Here is a 13,364-nt window from a genome sequence, read left to right as displayed (position 1 = left end):
TCGGTCACATGCCGAGGTCGCGCGCGATGATCATGCGCTGCACCTCGCTGGTGCCCTCGCCGATCTCCAGGATCTTGGAATCGCGCCAGAAGCGCGCCACCGGGTACTCGTTCATGAAGCCGTAGCCGCCGTGGATCTGGGTCGCCTCGCGGGCGTTGTCCACCGCGACGGTGCTGGCATGCAACTTCGCGATCGCCGCCTGCCGCTTGAACGGCTCACCGGCCAGCATCCGGGCGGCGGCGTCGTAGTAGGCCAGCCGGGCTGTGTGCGCCTTCATCTCCATGTCGGCGATCTTGAACTGGATGGCCTGGTAGTTGCCGATCGGCTGGCCGAACGCCTGGCGCTCCTTGGCGTACGTGATCGACTCGTCCACGCAGCCCTGGGCCAGGCCGACCGCCAGCGCGGCGATGGCGATCCGGCCCTCGTCGAGGATGCGCAGGAACTGGGCGAAGCCCCGGCCGCGCTCACCGAGCAGGTTGGCCGCCGGCACCCGGCAGTCGTCAAACGTCAGCTCGTGGGTGTCCGAGGCGTTCCAGCCGACCTTGGAGTAGGCGGGCGCGACCGTGAAGCCGGGCGTGCCGGACGGCACGATGATGGTGGACAGCTCCTTGCTGCCGTCCGGCTTGGTGCCGGTGACCGCGGTGACCGTGACCAGCGCGGTGATGTCGGTGCCGGAGTTGGTGATGAACGCCTTCGACCCGTTGATCACCCACTCGTTCGTCGCCTCGTCGAGCACCGCCCGGGTCCGGGTGCCGCCCGCGTCCGAGCCGGTGCCCGGCTCGGTCAGCCCGAAGCCGGCCAGCGCCTCACCGCTCAGCAGCTTCGGCAGCCACCGCTCCTTCTGCTCCGCGGTGCCGAACCGGTGGATCGGCATCGCGCCGAGCGAGACCGCCGCCTCCAGCGTGATGGCCACGCTGGAGTCGACCCGGGCCAGTTCCTCCAGCACCAGGCAGAGCGCGAAGTAGTCGCCGCCCATGCCGCCGTGCTCCTCCGGGAAGGGAAGCCCGAACAGCCCCATCTTGCCCATCTGGCGGACGATCTCGTACGGGAACGTGTGGTTCTCGTAGTGCTCGCCGATCACCGGGGCGACCACCTCGCGGGCGAAGTCCCGCACGCTCTCCCGCAGCGCCTGCTGCTCCTCGTCGAGCCGGTAGTCCATGTCGATCCTCCTGGAAGGGGCGGGCCGCCGGGCGCTCGTGACGCCGGGAGCGGCTGAAGCGTTAGGAGGGGCCCCTTCCTATACACCAGGCGTTAAGCGGGGGCCCTTCCTTACCGTCAGACGGGGGTGACGCCGTGGCGGCGGGTGGAGAAATCGCGGTTCTTGGTGCGGGCAGCGGCGAACCGGCGGACCAGCTCGGCGCGCAGCTCGTGCGGCTCGACGATCGCGTCCACCACCAGCTCGCTGGCGAGCCGGACGACGTCGATGTCGCGCTCGTACTCCTCGCGCTTCGCCGCGACGAAGGCGGCGCGCTCGGTCTCGTCCTCGATGGCGGCGATCTTGTTGGCGTAGACCGCGTTGACCGCGGCCTCCGCGCCCATCACCGCGATCTTCGCGGTGGGCAGCGCGATGGTGGCGTCGGGCTCGAAGCCGGGGCCGGCCATCGCGTAGAGACCCGCGCCGTACGCCTTGCGGACCACCACGCAGATCTTGGGTACGGTCGCCTCGGAGATCGCCGTGATCATCTTCGCGCCGTGCCGGATGATGCCCTGCTTCTCCACCGCGCTGCCGACCATGAACCCGGGCACGTCGCTGAGGAACAGCAGCGGCACGTTGAACGCGTCGCAGAGCTGCACGAACCGGGTCGCCTTGTCGGCCGAGTCGACGAAGAGCACGCCGCCCTTGAACATCGAGTTGTTGCCGACCACGCCGACGACCTGGCCGTCCAGCCGGCCGAAGCCGATGGTCAGCTCCTTGGCCCAGAGCGCCTGGATCTCGAAGAAGCTGCCGGAGTCGAGCAGGCCCTTGACGTACCGGCGCATGTCGAACGCCTGCCGCTCGCTGGCCGGGACCAGCGCGGCCAGGTCGGCCTTCTCCGGCGCCGGCATCGCCTCGGCGGCCGGCGGGGCCTGCCGCCAGTTCGACGGCAGGTACGACAGGTAGGTCTTCACCACGTCGAGCGCGTCGTGCTCGGTCTTGCAGAGGAAGTGGCCCACACCGGACTCGGCGCAGTGCACCTTGGCGCCGCCCATCGCCTCCAGCGTGGTCTTCTCACCGGTGACCATCTCGACCATGCGGTCGGAGCCGAGATACATGCTGGCGTTGCCCTCGACCATGGCCACCACGTCGCAGAACGCCGGGATGTACGCCCCGCCCGCCGCGCTCGGTCCGAACAGCGCGCACACCTGCGGGATCGCCCCGGAGGCGCGGACCTGGTTCCAGAAGATCTTGCCGGCGCCGCGCCGGCCCGGGAACAGGTCGACCTGGTCGGTGATCCGGGCACCGGCGGAGTCGACCAGGTAGACCATCGGGACGCTTGTCGAGTAGGCCCGCTCGATGATCCGGATGATCTTCTCGACGGTGCGCGCGCCCCAGCTGCCGGCCTTGACCGTGGAGTCGTTCGCCATCAGGCAGACCGGTCGGCCGTCGATGGTCGCGGTGCCGGTCACCACGCCGTCGGCGGGCAACCCGTCGGCCATGGCGTTGGCGTAGAGCCCGTCCTCGACGAAGGAGCCCTCGTCGACCAGGTAGGCGACCCGCTCGCGGGCGAAGAGCTTCCCCTTGGCGGCGTTGGCCGCGTGGTACTTGTCCGCACCGCCGGCGCGGGCGCGCTTGCGCAGCTGCTCCAGTGCCTCACCGTCGAGCGTCACGCCGACTCCCTTTGCCACCCACCAACCTGAACGATCGTTAGGCTACCCCACCCCCGCCCTCCCCGGCGACCCCACCGCGCCCCGCACCCCACCCGCCCGAATTGTTGATCAAGGAGTTTACGTCGGCCGCCCCCCGAATCAGGACGCAAACTCCTTGATCAACAGGTAGAGGGAGGGACGGGTCAGGATGGGAGGGGGGTGAGGCGGGTGCGGGGGCCGGCGCGGAGGACGCCGCTCGGGAGCTTCTTGTCGAGCAGGTGCTCGGCGAGCTCGGCCGCCCCGATCAGGGCGTCCAGGTCGATGCCGGTGTCGACGCCCATGTCGTGCAACATGTGCACCGCCTCCTCGGTGGCCAGGTTGCCGCTCGCGCCCGGGGCGTACGGGCAGCCGCCGAGGCCGCCGACGCTGGCGTCGAACTCGGTGACCCCCAGCTCCATGGCGGTCAGCATGTTCGCCAGGGCGGTGCCCCGGGTGTTGTGGAAGTGCAGCAGCACCGGCACGTGCGCGTTGCGGTCCCGGACGGCGGTGACCAGCTCACGGACCCGCCGGGGCGTACCCATGCCGGTGGTGTCGCCGAAGGCGACCCGGTCCGCGCCGTCCCGGACCACCCGGTCCACGATGGCGGCCACCCGCGCCGGGTCGACGTCCCCCTCGTAGGGGCAGCCGAAGCTGGTCGCCACGATCACCTCGGCGGTCGCGCCCGCGTCATGCAGCAGCGCGATCAGCTCGGCGATGTCGTCGAGCGACTCGTCGGTCGAACGGTTGACGTTGCGCCGGTTGTGCGTGTCGCTGGCCGACACCACCACCTCGATCTCGGTGAAGCCGGCGGCCAGGGCCCGCTGCGCGCCCCGGGTGTTCGGCACCAGCGCCGAGTAGCGCACGCCGTCGACCTTCGCCGCCCGCTGCCACACCTCGTCGGCGTCGGCCATCTGCGGGATCGCCTTCGGGTGCACGAAGGAGACGGCCTCGATCCGGCGTACCCCGGTCCGGGACAGCGCGTCGAGCAGTCGCACCTTCGCGTCGGTCGGGATCGGTTCCTCGTTCTGGAGCCCGTCCCGGGGGCCGACCTCCCGGATGCTCACGGAAGCTGGCAGTTCCGCCATCAGTTCACCTCACTTGGGTCGACGATCAGCGCATTCGGGAGACGATGCCGGTGTCGTAGTCGCCGGAGCGGAACTCCGGGTTCTCCAGCAGCTCGGCGAAGAACGGCAGGTTGCACTTCGGGCCGACGACCTCGAACTGCGCGACCGCCGCCCGGGCCCGCTCGACGGCCTCCGCCCGGGTGGCGCCGCTGACGATCAGCTTGGCCAGCAGGCTGTCGTAGAACGGGGTGACGGTGTTGCCGGCGACGTAGCCGGAATCCACCCGTACGCCGGTGCCCGACGGCTCGTTCCAGGTGGTGATCGCGCCCGGGCCGGGCAGGAACCGCTTCGGGTCCTCGGCGTTGATCCGTAGCTCGATGGCGTGCCCGCGCGGGGTGAGCGCGTCCGGGTCGAACGTCGGCGGCAGGCCGGCCGCCACCCGCAACTGCTCCTCGACCAGGTCGACGCCGTAGACGTACTCGGTGACCGGGTGCTCGACCTGGAGGCGCGTGTTCATCTCCAGGAAGAAGAACTCCTGGGTGGTGGGGTCGAGCAGGCACTCGACGGTGCCCGCGTTGCGGTAGTTCACCGCCTCGCCGGCGCGGACCGCCGCGGCCAGGAACCGCGCCCGCAGCTCCTCCGAGACCGCCGGGGAGGGCGACTCCTCGACCAGCTTCTGGTTGCGCCGCTGCACCGAGCACTCGCGCTCGCCGAGCGCCACCACCCGCCCGTCGGCCAGGCCGAGGATCTGCACCTCGACGTGGCGTACCCGGGGGAAGTACCGCTCGATCAGCACCGAGCCGTCGCCGAACATGCGCTCGGCGAACGCGCGGACCTTGTCGTACTCGGTGCGCAGCGCGGCCTCGTCGGCGGCCACGCCCATGCCCATGCCGCCGCCACCCGCCGCGGCCTTGACCATCACCGGGTAGCCGATCTCCGCGGCGGCCGTGACCGCCGCGTCCAGGTCGGCCGCCGGCTCGGTGGTGCCGGGCGCGACCGGGACACCGGCCGCCGCCATCAGGTTCCGAGCGTTGATCTTGTCGCCCATCGCGGTGATCGCGTCCGCGCCGGGCCCGACCCAGATCAGGCCGGCCCCCTCGACGGTACGGGCGAAGTCGGCGTTCTCCGAGAGGAAGCCGTAGCCGGGGTGGATCGCCTGCGCGCCGGTGCTCCGGGCGGCGGCGAGGATCGCCTCCACGTTGCGGTAGCTCTGGGCCGGGTTGGCCGGGCCCACGCAGACCGCCTCGTCGGCCTCGGTCACGAACGGCAGGTCGGCGTCCGCCTCCGAGTGCACCGCGATGGCCCGCACCCCCAACCGACGGGCCGTACGGATCACCCGCCGCGCGATCTCCCCACGGTTGGCCACCAGCAGCGAATCAAACATGTTCGGCAAGGAAGGGCCCCTTCTTAACGCCTGATGTATAGCCAGGGCCCCTTCTTAACATGCGTTAAGGCGCGTGCGGCGTGTCAGGTGGGATCGGTGGGGGCCAGCAGGGCCGCCAGGGTCGCGCCGCGCAGCAGCTCGGCCCGGCGCCGACGGTCCACCTCGCCGCCGAGGAACGGGGTGGAGTTCATCAGGCCGAACGCGGCGTGGGCGAGCACCCGGGCGGCGCCGTCCGGCAGGCCGGGGTGCAGCGCGGTCAGCACCGTGACCCACTCCTCGACGTACATCCGCTGGAGCCGGCGGATCCGGCGGCGCGGCTCGTCCGGGAGGCGGTCCAGCTCGTGCAGGTGCAGCGCGATCACCGCCGGGTTGGCCAGCGCGAACTCGACGTGGAAGTCGATCAGCGACTCCAGCACGCCGCGCGGGTCGTCCGGGTGGCCGGCGGCCCGTTCCTTGCCGCCGGCGAGCAGCCCTTCGCTGACCGGCACCAACGCCGCAACCAGCATCGCCTCCTTGCCGGCGAAGTGATGGTAGAGCGCCGGCCCGGTGACGCCGGCCGCCGCGCCGATGTCGTCCATCGACACACCGTGGTAGCCCCGCTGGGCGAAGAGGCCGACCGCGATCTCCAGGATCTCGTCCCGCCGGGACCGGCGCCGGGTCGTGCCCGTCGCCCCCCGCGCCTGCTGTTCCACCGCCACCGGACCAGCCTAGACCTCGCCTGCCAGGCGGGGGACCCGTGGTTACCCGCCGGTTGCTCCCCGACCGGCCACCGGCATGGCCCTCCCCGTCCCCGATCATGACGTTGGCCGGAGACCGCGTCCGGATTGTCGCCGCCAACTTCATGATCACTGGGATGGGATGGGGGCCGGTTCGAAGCCGGCGAGGCGGACGGCCAGCCGGTGACGGGCCGGGGGGAGCACGTCGACGGTCCGGAGCAGGAGGTTTCGCAGCGGGCGGAGGGGCGGCGGGGCGGCGGCGAGCCGGGTGAGCCCGGCGGCGAAGCCGAGCACCTCCTCGGCCCGTGGACGGCGGTCGGCAGCGTACCCGTCGAGGGCCTCCGGGCCGACGACGAGCGCCTCGCCGAGGGCGACCGCGTCGCGCAGCCCGAGGTTCATCCCCTGCCCACCGGCCGGGCTGTGCACGTGCGCCGCGTCGCCGGCGAGCAGCACCGGGCCGGACCGGTAGCGGCTCGCGATCCGGTGGTGGATCCGGAACCGGGACGCCCACGCCACCTCGGTGACCCGGTCCGGCCGCCGGACCGGGCCGCGCTCGTCGAGCAGCGCCTGGAAATGGTGCGCCCGCGGCTCGCGTGGCGCGTCGGCCACGGTGGCGACCAGCCGCACGGTGCCGTCGGGCAGCGGCGCCCAGACCAGCGGCCCACCGCGCGACAGGAAGAGGTTGACCTGGTCGCGTGGGAGCACGCTGTCCACCCGCACGTCGGCGAGCAGGAACGACTCACCGGGGTCGGCCGGCCCGCCGAAGCCGATGCCGGCCAGGTCACGGACCCGGCTGTGCATCCCGTCCGCGCCGACCACCCAGCGGGCCCGGACCGCGCCGCCACCGGCGAACCGGGCGGTGGAGCCATCGCCGTCGAGGTCCAGCCCGGTCAGCTCGTACGGCCGCAGCACCCGCCCACCGAGCGCGGTGAGGCGGTCGACGAGCACCGCCTCGGTCTCCGCCTGCGAGATCAGCAGCGCGTACGGGTAGCGGGACGGCAACCGGTCGAAGTCGACGGTGAGCAGGAGTCGGTCCCGGTCGCGGACGTTGAACCGGGCCGAGTGCAGACCCCGGTCGGCGAGCGGGCCCGCGACCCCGATCCGGTCCAGGACCTCCAGCGTGCCGGCGTGCACCACCGCGGCCCGCGACGTGACCGGCGGCTCGGCCAGCCGGTCGACCACTGTGGTGGTCACCCCGCCCCCGGCCAGCGTGACGGCCACGGCCAGGCCGGTCGGCCCGGCGCCCACGACCAGCACGTCCGTGTGTTCGGGCAGCATCGCTCCACCTCCGGTTCGGTCAACAACCGTTTGCCAACACCTGTTGACCTCACTCTAGGATCGATGTCAACGCTTGTTGGCCTACTGTCGTGGACATGACCGATCCGGCCACCCGCACCCGCCGCTCCGACGCCACCCGGGCGGCGATCCTGCACGCCGCCCGGGAACGTTTCGCCGCCGACGGCTACGACCGGGCCACCATCCGGGCCATCGCCGCCGACGCCCGGATCGACCCGTCCATGGTGATGCGCTACTACGGCAGCAAGGAGGGACTCTTCGCGGCAGCGGCCGAGTTCGACCTGCACCTGCCCGACCTCGCCCAGGTGCCGCCGGAGCGGCTCGGCGAGACGCTGACCCGGCACTTCCTGCGCCGCTGGGAGGCCGACGGCACGCTCGTCGCGTTGCTCCGGGCCGCCCACACCAACCCGGGCGCGGCCGAGCGCATGCGCGGCATCTTCGCCGGCCAGCTCGCCACCGCGGTGGCCCGGTCCGGCGCCGACCCGGCCACCGCCGCCCGTCGGGCCGGGCTGGTCGCCAGCCAGATCCTCGGCCTCGCCCTCACCCGGTACGTGGTCCGGCTGCCCCCCGTGGTCGACCTCGACACCGACGAGCTGGTCGAATGGGTCGGCCCGACGATCCAGCGCTACCTGACCCGACCGTGACCAGCCGGTCCCCGTCGCGGAACGAGGACCGGCCGCACGCTCAGCGGGTCAGGCCGCCGGGCTGGTCGCCCTTGACGACGGGCGCCCGCACCAGGTTGCCCCACTCGGTCCACGAGCCGTCGTAGTTGCGCACCTGCGGGAACCCGAGCAGGTGGTGCAACACGAACCAGGTGTGGCTGGACCGCTCGCCGATCCGGCAGTACGCCACCACGTCGTCGGCCGGGCTCAACCCGAGCTGGTCGGCGTAGATGGCCCGCAGCTCGTCGGCCGACTTGAAGGTGCCGTCGTCGTTCGCGGCGGACTTCCACGGCTTGCTCACCGCGCCCGGGATGTGCCCGCCGCGCAGCGCGCCCTCCTGCGGGTAGTCCGGCATGTGCAGCATCTCGCCGGTGTACTCACCCGGCGACCGCACGTCGACCAGCGGCCGGCCGGCCGCCACGTGCGCCATGACCTGCTCCCGGTAGGCCCGGATCGGCGCGTCGTCGCGCTCCGGCACCGGGTAGTCGGCACGCGGCCGGCTGACCTTCTCGCGGGTCAGCTCCCGCCCCTCGGCGATCCACTTCTGCCGGCCGCCGTCGAGCAGCCGCACGTCGGCGTGGCCGAACAGGGAGAAGACCCAGAGGGCGTACGCGGCCCACCAGTTGAAGTTGTCGCCGTAGAAGACGACCGTGTCGTCCCGGCCGATGCCCTTGGCCGCGCACAGCTCGGCGAAGCTGGCGGCGTCCAGGTAGTCGCGGGTGACCTGGTCGTTCAGCTCGGTGTGCCAGTCGACCTTGACGGCGCCGGGGAGGTGACCGGTGTCGTAGAGGAGCACGTCCTCGTCCGACTCGACCACCACGAGGCCCTCGTCGCCGAGATGCTCGGCCAACCACTCCGTGGTGACCAGGCGCTGCGGGTCGGCGTACGACTGGAGGCGGGGATGCGGATCACTCGGCACAGGCATGATCCCCAAGGTACGCCGGATCGGACGCGCCGGATGTGACACCGGCCCCACCGCCTCGTCCGGAGGTGGTGGGGCCGGCGCGATCACGTGCTCAGCCTTCGACGATGAACCACTGGTACGCGGGGTCCGACTGGTTGCCGGCCTTGTCGATCGCGTACACCGAGAGCGTGTGCCAGCCCGTCTCGGTCGGCGTGAGGGTGACCGAGGCGGACCCGTCCGCGCCCGCGGGCACGGTGGTCTCCGGGCCGTTGTCGAACTGGTAGACGTACCGGTCGACGTCCGGCATCCCGGGGGTGAACGTGAAGACGCCCGGCACTCCCGGGCCGCCGCCCGACCCGCCGAGCGGGTAGGTCGTCGAGCTGACTCCCGGAACGCTGCTGACCAGGAAGGAGTAGCTCACCTCCGGGGACAGCTCCCCGGACGCCGAGCGGGCCCGGACGGTGAGCGTGTTCCGGAAGGCCCGGTCCGGGGTGATGGTCAACTCGGCGGCGGGACCGTCGTTGGTCTCGACGGTCTGCTCCGGCCCTCCGTTGAGCCGGTAGAGGTACGCCACGGTGTCGGGCAGGTCCGAGTCGAAACGGAACGCACCCGGCACCCCGATGCCGCCGTTCGCGCCCCACTCGCTGTACAGGTACGAGATGACCCGCGGCTGCGGATCGCGGACGGTGAACTGGTACTCGCGCTGCTCGGTACGCGTGCCGTCAGCGGTCTCCGCGATCACGATCAGCATGTGCCAGCCGGCACTCCGCGGGGTCAGGGTGACGGCGGCGGTGCCGTCGGACGCGGCGTCGACAGTCGTCATCTCCCCGTCCTCGAACCAGTAGTGGTATCGGACGACGTTCGACCGCTGCGGCGTGAAGGTGAAGGTCCCGGCGGTCCCGGGCAGGCCGCTGCTCCGATATTGCGGGTACTCCGCCGAGTCGACCAGCGGGGCGTCGTCGACCAGGAAGGTCCAGACGCGCTCGGGCGAGACGGTGCCGTCCGCGGCAACCCCCCGAACCGTGAGCGTGTGCGGCCCGCCCTCGTCGGGCGTCCAGGTGACGGTCGCCCGGTCGCCCGTCTCGACGCGTTGCTCGGCGCCGTCGTCGAACCGGTAGCGGAAGGCCACCGTCTCCGACACCTCCGAGGTGAACCTGAACTCGCCCGGCTGGCCGGGGCCACCCATGGGCCAGTCGGCGCGGTACGGGTCGCCGGAGACGGCGGGACGCAGGTCCCGTACCCCGAAGAACCAGGTTGCCGGATCCGACTCGGTGCCGTCCCGGCTCACGCTCCACACGGCCAGGTCCACCCAGCCCGCGTCGGTCGGCGTCCAGGTGACCGAGGCGGTGCCGTCGGCGCCCGCCTGGACCGTGGCCTCCTGGTCGTTGAAGCGGTAGCGGTAGCGGACCGTGCCGGGCAGGCGCGGCGTGAACGTGAAGACGCCGGACACGCCCGGCCCTCCGCGGGGGGTGTACTCCTCGTAGACCGTCGCCGAGATCTTCGGCTCGGTGGGCAGGTGGAACTCCCGCGTGCCGGTGACCTCCACACCGCCGGCGGTGACGGCGGTGACGGTGAGCGTGCGGTAGCCGCCGCGGGTCGCGGTGACGGTGAACGCGGCGGTGCCGTCGGCGGCGGCGTCCACCGTCCGCTCCGGGTCGCCGTCCAGGCCGTAGCGGTAGCGCACCACGCCGTCCACCTGCGGGCGCACCTGGAACGTGGTGGGCACCCCGATCTCGTCGAGTCGGCCGTCGATGATCGGCGACACGTCCTCGGCGAAGAACGTGTAGTCGGTGTTCGCCGAGCGGTTGCCGACCGCGTCCAGGCTCCACACGCGCAACGTGTTCATGAGGCGTCCGGGCGTCAGCGTGACGGTTGCCGAGCCACCCACCCGGTCCGCGCCGACCGTCTTCTCACTGCCGTAGTTCAACGAGTAGCCGTACGTCACGACGTCCGTCGCGCCGTTGGCCGTGAACGTGAACGCGCCCGGCAGGCCCGGGTGCGACTCGTGGTCGTCCGGGAAGTCGGTGGAGGTCACCGTGGGCGGCGTCGCCGGGCCTCGGACGTCGTACCGGAAGTAGCAGACCGGACTCCAGTCGCCGGTGGCCCGGCTGTCGGCGGCCCGCATCTGCCAGGCGTACGTCCGGTCGTGCTCGAACGGCACCGGCCACATCTGGTCGAACCGGCCGAGGGCACGCTCGCCGTCGCGGGCGTAGTCCGTCCGCTCGACCCGCGCGTCCGGCTGGTCGACCGGCCAGGCCGCGAACGACACGGTGAGCTGGTCGGTGCCGCCGGTGTCGTTCCGGTCCCGGTCGTGCACCACGCCGGACAGCATGGGGGAGCGCACCACCTGGTACGGCTCGGCGGTCGTGCACGCGGTGCCGGCCGTGGTCTGCAGCTCGGTCGGCACGCCCGGCCGGAAGTTGTAGTCGATGGAGATGCCGGCCCGGCTGGCGTACTTGCGGGCCAGCGTGGGGTCCTGCTCCGCGTCGGCCGGCAGGCGCAGCGACAGCGTCAGCGTCGACCGGCCCTCGGCGAGCGCCTGGCGCAGCGCCCCGCTCGCGTCGAACTCCACCCGAGGCGCCGGGCAGACGGTCTGGGTGGTGAGCTGGCGGGTGTCGACCAGCCCCAGGTCGGCCGGGGGCTTACGCCAGCTCGACTTCGCGGTGTAGGGCGCGGTCCGCCACAACTCGATCTTCGGACGCTTGGTGCAGTCCGCGCCAGCGGTCTCCTTCACGTCGAGCACCGCGTGCTCGATGTCGGCGCCCCGGTAACGGGAGATGTCGAACGTGAAGTAGGCCCGCGACGTGTGCGGGTGGCCCTTGGCGTCCATCCAGGTGCCGACCGGCAGGTCGCCGGCACGCTTCAGGTTGTTCTTGTCCGGCGTCTTCGAGTCCGTCCAGCCCCAGGAGGTGTTGGTCTCGTAACGGATGTCGTACGCGGCGGCCGGCGCCGCGGTGGCGACGACCGTTCCGGCCGCGACCACCATGGACAGCGCGGCGGCGAGCATGGTCCGCCCGCCGGTCCGAAGTGGATTTCTCTCAGGCATGAGGGTCATCCCTCATCCACCTTTCCCCGATCTCACCCCGTACTCGATCGACGGGGGCAGCGGATGCTATCCAGCCGGACGGACATCGGGCGATCCCGATCAATGATGGAGATGCCATACCGGACGGACGACGAGGAAGTCCGACTGTCCGGCGGACGGACGGTCAGGCGCGGCGGTGCACCAGCCGCCCCGCGAACACGGTGGCCCGGCAGGAGCCGTCCGCGTCGCACACGGCGAGGTCGGCCCGCCCGCCGACCACCAGTGTCGGGGGCCGGTCGGCGGGCAGCACCGCCACCCCGTTGCGGGTCGCGGCGGCACGGAGCGCCGGATCGGTGAGGTGGGCGTCGAGCACCGCGGCGACACCGAGCCGGAACAGCGCGTGCACCCGCTCCCGCGGCGTCGGCGCGGGCGGCAGCGGGCCGTCGTGCACCCGCGCCGGCCCAAGCGTGCCGGCCCACCGCCGCACCCGCACCCCGGGGTACGCGCCGGTCAGCTCACCCAGCGGCGCGACCGCCTCGACGCGGTCGCCGCCCACCAGGACCGCCAGCCCGGCGCGGGGCTCGTCCTCGAGGGTGAGCCGCAGCAGGTCCGCGACGTGGACGGTGCGCACCGCTCAGCCGCCGTCGACCGGACCGAGCACCGGCCGCTTGGCGGTGACGAAGTCGCCGGAGGAGCGGCCGGTCAGCCGGCGCTTGATCCACGGTGCCAGGTGCCGGCCGGCCCAGCGCAGGTCGGCGCGGCGGGCGGCGAGCCACGGCGTGGGTGCCGGGTGCGGTGGCACCATCAGCCACTCCTCCTCGCAGCCGACACCGAGCGCGGCGAGCACCTGCGCGGCGACCCGCCGGTGCCCGGCCGCCGACAGGTGCAGCCGGTCGGTGCTCCAGAGCATCGGGTTGAGGTACGACTCGTCGGCGTAGAGGTCGACCAGGATCGCGCCGTGCCGCTCGGCGACCTCGCCGACGGCGCGGTTGAGCAGCGTCACCCGGGGCGCGACCAGCCGTTGGCCGGGCAGCCGGGCCATCACGTCGGCGAACCGGAACAGCACCACGTCGCTGCCGCGGGCCCGCAGCCGCCCGACCACCGCGTCGAAGCGCGGCACGAAGACGTCCGGGTCGAAGCTGCGGCGCAGCACGTCGTTGCCGCCGGCCGCGAAGCTGATCAGGTCGGGCTTCATGGCCAGCGCGGCCGGCACCTGCTCGGCCACGACGTTCGGGAACAACCGGCCCCGGATGGCCAGGTTGGCGTAGCGGAAGTCGGGGCCGGCCTCGGCGGCGAGCCGGGTGGCGACCAGGTCGGCCCAACCTCGGTAGCTGCCGTCCGGATATGCGTCGTCCATGCCCTCGGTGAAGCTGTCGCCCACCGCCACGAAGCTGCGCCAGCGCACGGCGCCTCCCTCCGACGTCCCCCGCAGAAGCGTCGTCCAGTCTGTCACCGCCCGGTGCGCTTCCGCTCGCCCCCCGGGCCCG

11 protein-coding genes are annotated in these 13,364 nt (G+C 72.4%); 1 reads left to right on the top strand and 10 read right to left on the bottom strand.

Features of this window, described 5'->3' with window-relative positions:
* Nucleotides 1-4 precede the first annotated feature (4 nt).
* The 6 genes from ACH495_RS01095 to ACH495_RS01070 all read right to left on the bottom strand — a co-directional run bounded on the left by ACH495_RS01095 (nt 5) and on the right by ACH495_RS01070 (nt 7,268).
* Nucleotides 5-1,159, bottom strand: coding sequence for an acyl-CoA dehydrogenase family protein (locus tag ACH495_RS01095; RefSeq protein ID WP_396855746.1), 1,155 nt, complete (start codon nt 1,157-1,159; stop codon nt 5-7).
* A gap of 116 nt (nt 1,160-1,275) precedes the next feature.
* Nucleotides 1,276-2,808: an acyl-CoA carboxylase subunit beta gene (locus ACH495_RS01090; RefSeq protein ID WP_396855745.1), complete on the bottom strand. Its 1,533-nt coding sequence runs from the start codon at nt 2,806-2,808 to the stop codon at nt 1,276-1,278.
* A 182-nt stretch (nt 2,809-2,990) separates the two neighbouring features.
* Nucleotides 2,991-3,902, bottom strand: a complete 912-nt coding sequence (locus tag ACH495_RS01085; RefSeq protein ID WP_396856486.1) for a hydroxymethylglutaryl-CoA lyase — start codon at nt 3,900-3,902, stop codon at nt 2,991-2,993.
* Nucleotides 3,903-3,936: 34 nt separating this feature from the next.
* Nucleotides 3,937-5,274 carry an acetyl/propionyl/methylcrotonyl-CoA carboxylase subunit alpha gene (locus ACH495_RS01080; protein ID WP_396855744.1) on the bottom strand — a complete coding sequence of 446 codons (1,338 nt, stop codon included), beginning with the start codon at nt 5,272-5,274 and terminating at the stop codon, nt 3,937-3,939.
* 83 nt (nt 5,275-5,357) lie between these two features.
* Nucleotides 5,358-5,972 carry a TetR/AcrR family transcriptional regulator gene (locus tag ACH495_RS01075; protein WP_396855743.1) on the bottom strand — a complete coding sequence of 205 codons (615 nt, stop codon included), beginning with the start codon at nt 5,970-5,972 and terminating at the stop codon, nt 5,358-5,360.
* 147 nt (nt 5,973-6,119) lie between these two features.
* Nucleotides 6,120-7,268, bottom strand: a complete 1,149-nt coding sequence (locus ACH495_RS01070) for an FAD-dependent monooxygenase (RefSeq protein ID WP_396855742.1) — start codon at nt 7,266-7,268, stop codon at nt 6,120-6,122.
* Between the two features lie 89 nt (nt 7,269-7,357).
* On the opposite strand from ACH495_RS01070, the gene ACH495_RS01065 reads away from it, so the two are divergent.
* Entirely contained in the window at nt 7,358-7,930 is a 573-nt protein-coding gene (locus tag ACH495_RS01065; RefSeq protein ID WP_396855741.1) for a TetR family transcriptional regulator, read from the top strand.
* Between the two features lie 40 nt (nt 7,931-7,970).
* On the opposite strand, the gene ACH495_RS01060 is transcribed toward ACH495_RS01065, so the two are convergent.
* From ACH495_RS01060 to ACH495_RS01045, 4 genes are all read right to left on the bottom strand, one after another.
* Nucleotides 7,971-8,873, bottom strand: coding sequence for a sulfurtransferase (locus tag ACH495_RS01060; RefSeq protein WP_396855740.1), 903 nt, complete (start codon nt 8,871-8,873; stop codon nt 7,971-7,973).
* A gap of 91 nt (nt 8,874-8,964) precedes the next feature.
* Nucleotides 8,965-11,898 carry a hypothetical protein gene (locus ACH495_RS01055; RefSeq protein WP_396855739.1) on the bottom strand — a complete coding sequence of 978 codons (2,934 nt, stop codon included), beginning with the start codon at nt 11,896-11,898 and terminating at the stop codon, nt 8,965-8,967.
* A 163-nt stretch (nt 11,899-12,061) separates the two neighbouring features.
* Nucleotides 12,062-12,508 carry a hypothetical protein gene (locus ACH495_RS01050; RefSeq protein ID WP_396855738.1) on the bottom strand — a complete coding sequence of 149 codons (447 nt, stop codon included), beginning with the start codon at nt 12,506-12,508 and terminating at the stop codon, nt 12,062-12,064.
* A 3-nt stretch (nt 12,509-12,511) separates the two neighbouring features.
* Nucleotides 12,512-13,282 (bottom strand): SGNH/GDSL hydrolase family protein, encoded by a 771-nt coding sequence (locus tag ACH495_RS01045; protein WP_396855737.1) that lies wholly within the window; start codon nt 13,280-13,282, stop codon nt 12,512-12,514.
* Nucleotides 13,283-13,364: the final 82 nt, after the last annotated feature.

Source organism: Micromonospora sp. NPDC018662, from assembly GCF_044391475.1.
Classification (GTDB): domain Bacteria; phylum Actinomycetota; class Actinomycetes; order Mycobacteriales; family Micromonosporaceae; genus Micromonospora.
This window is presented reverse-complemented; position numbering and strand designations above follow the sequence as displayed.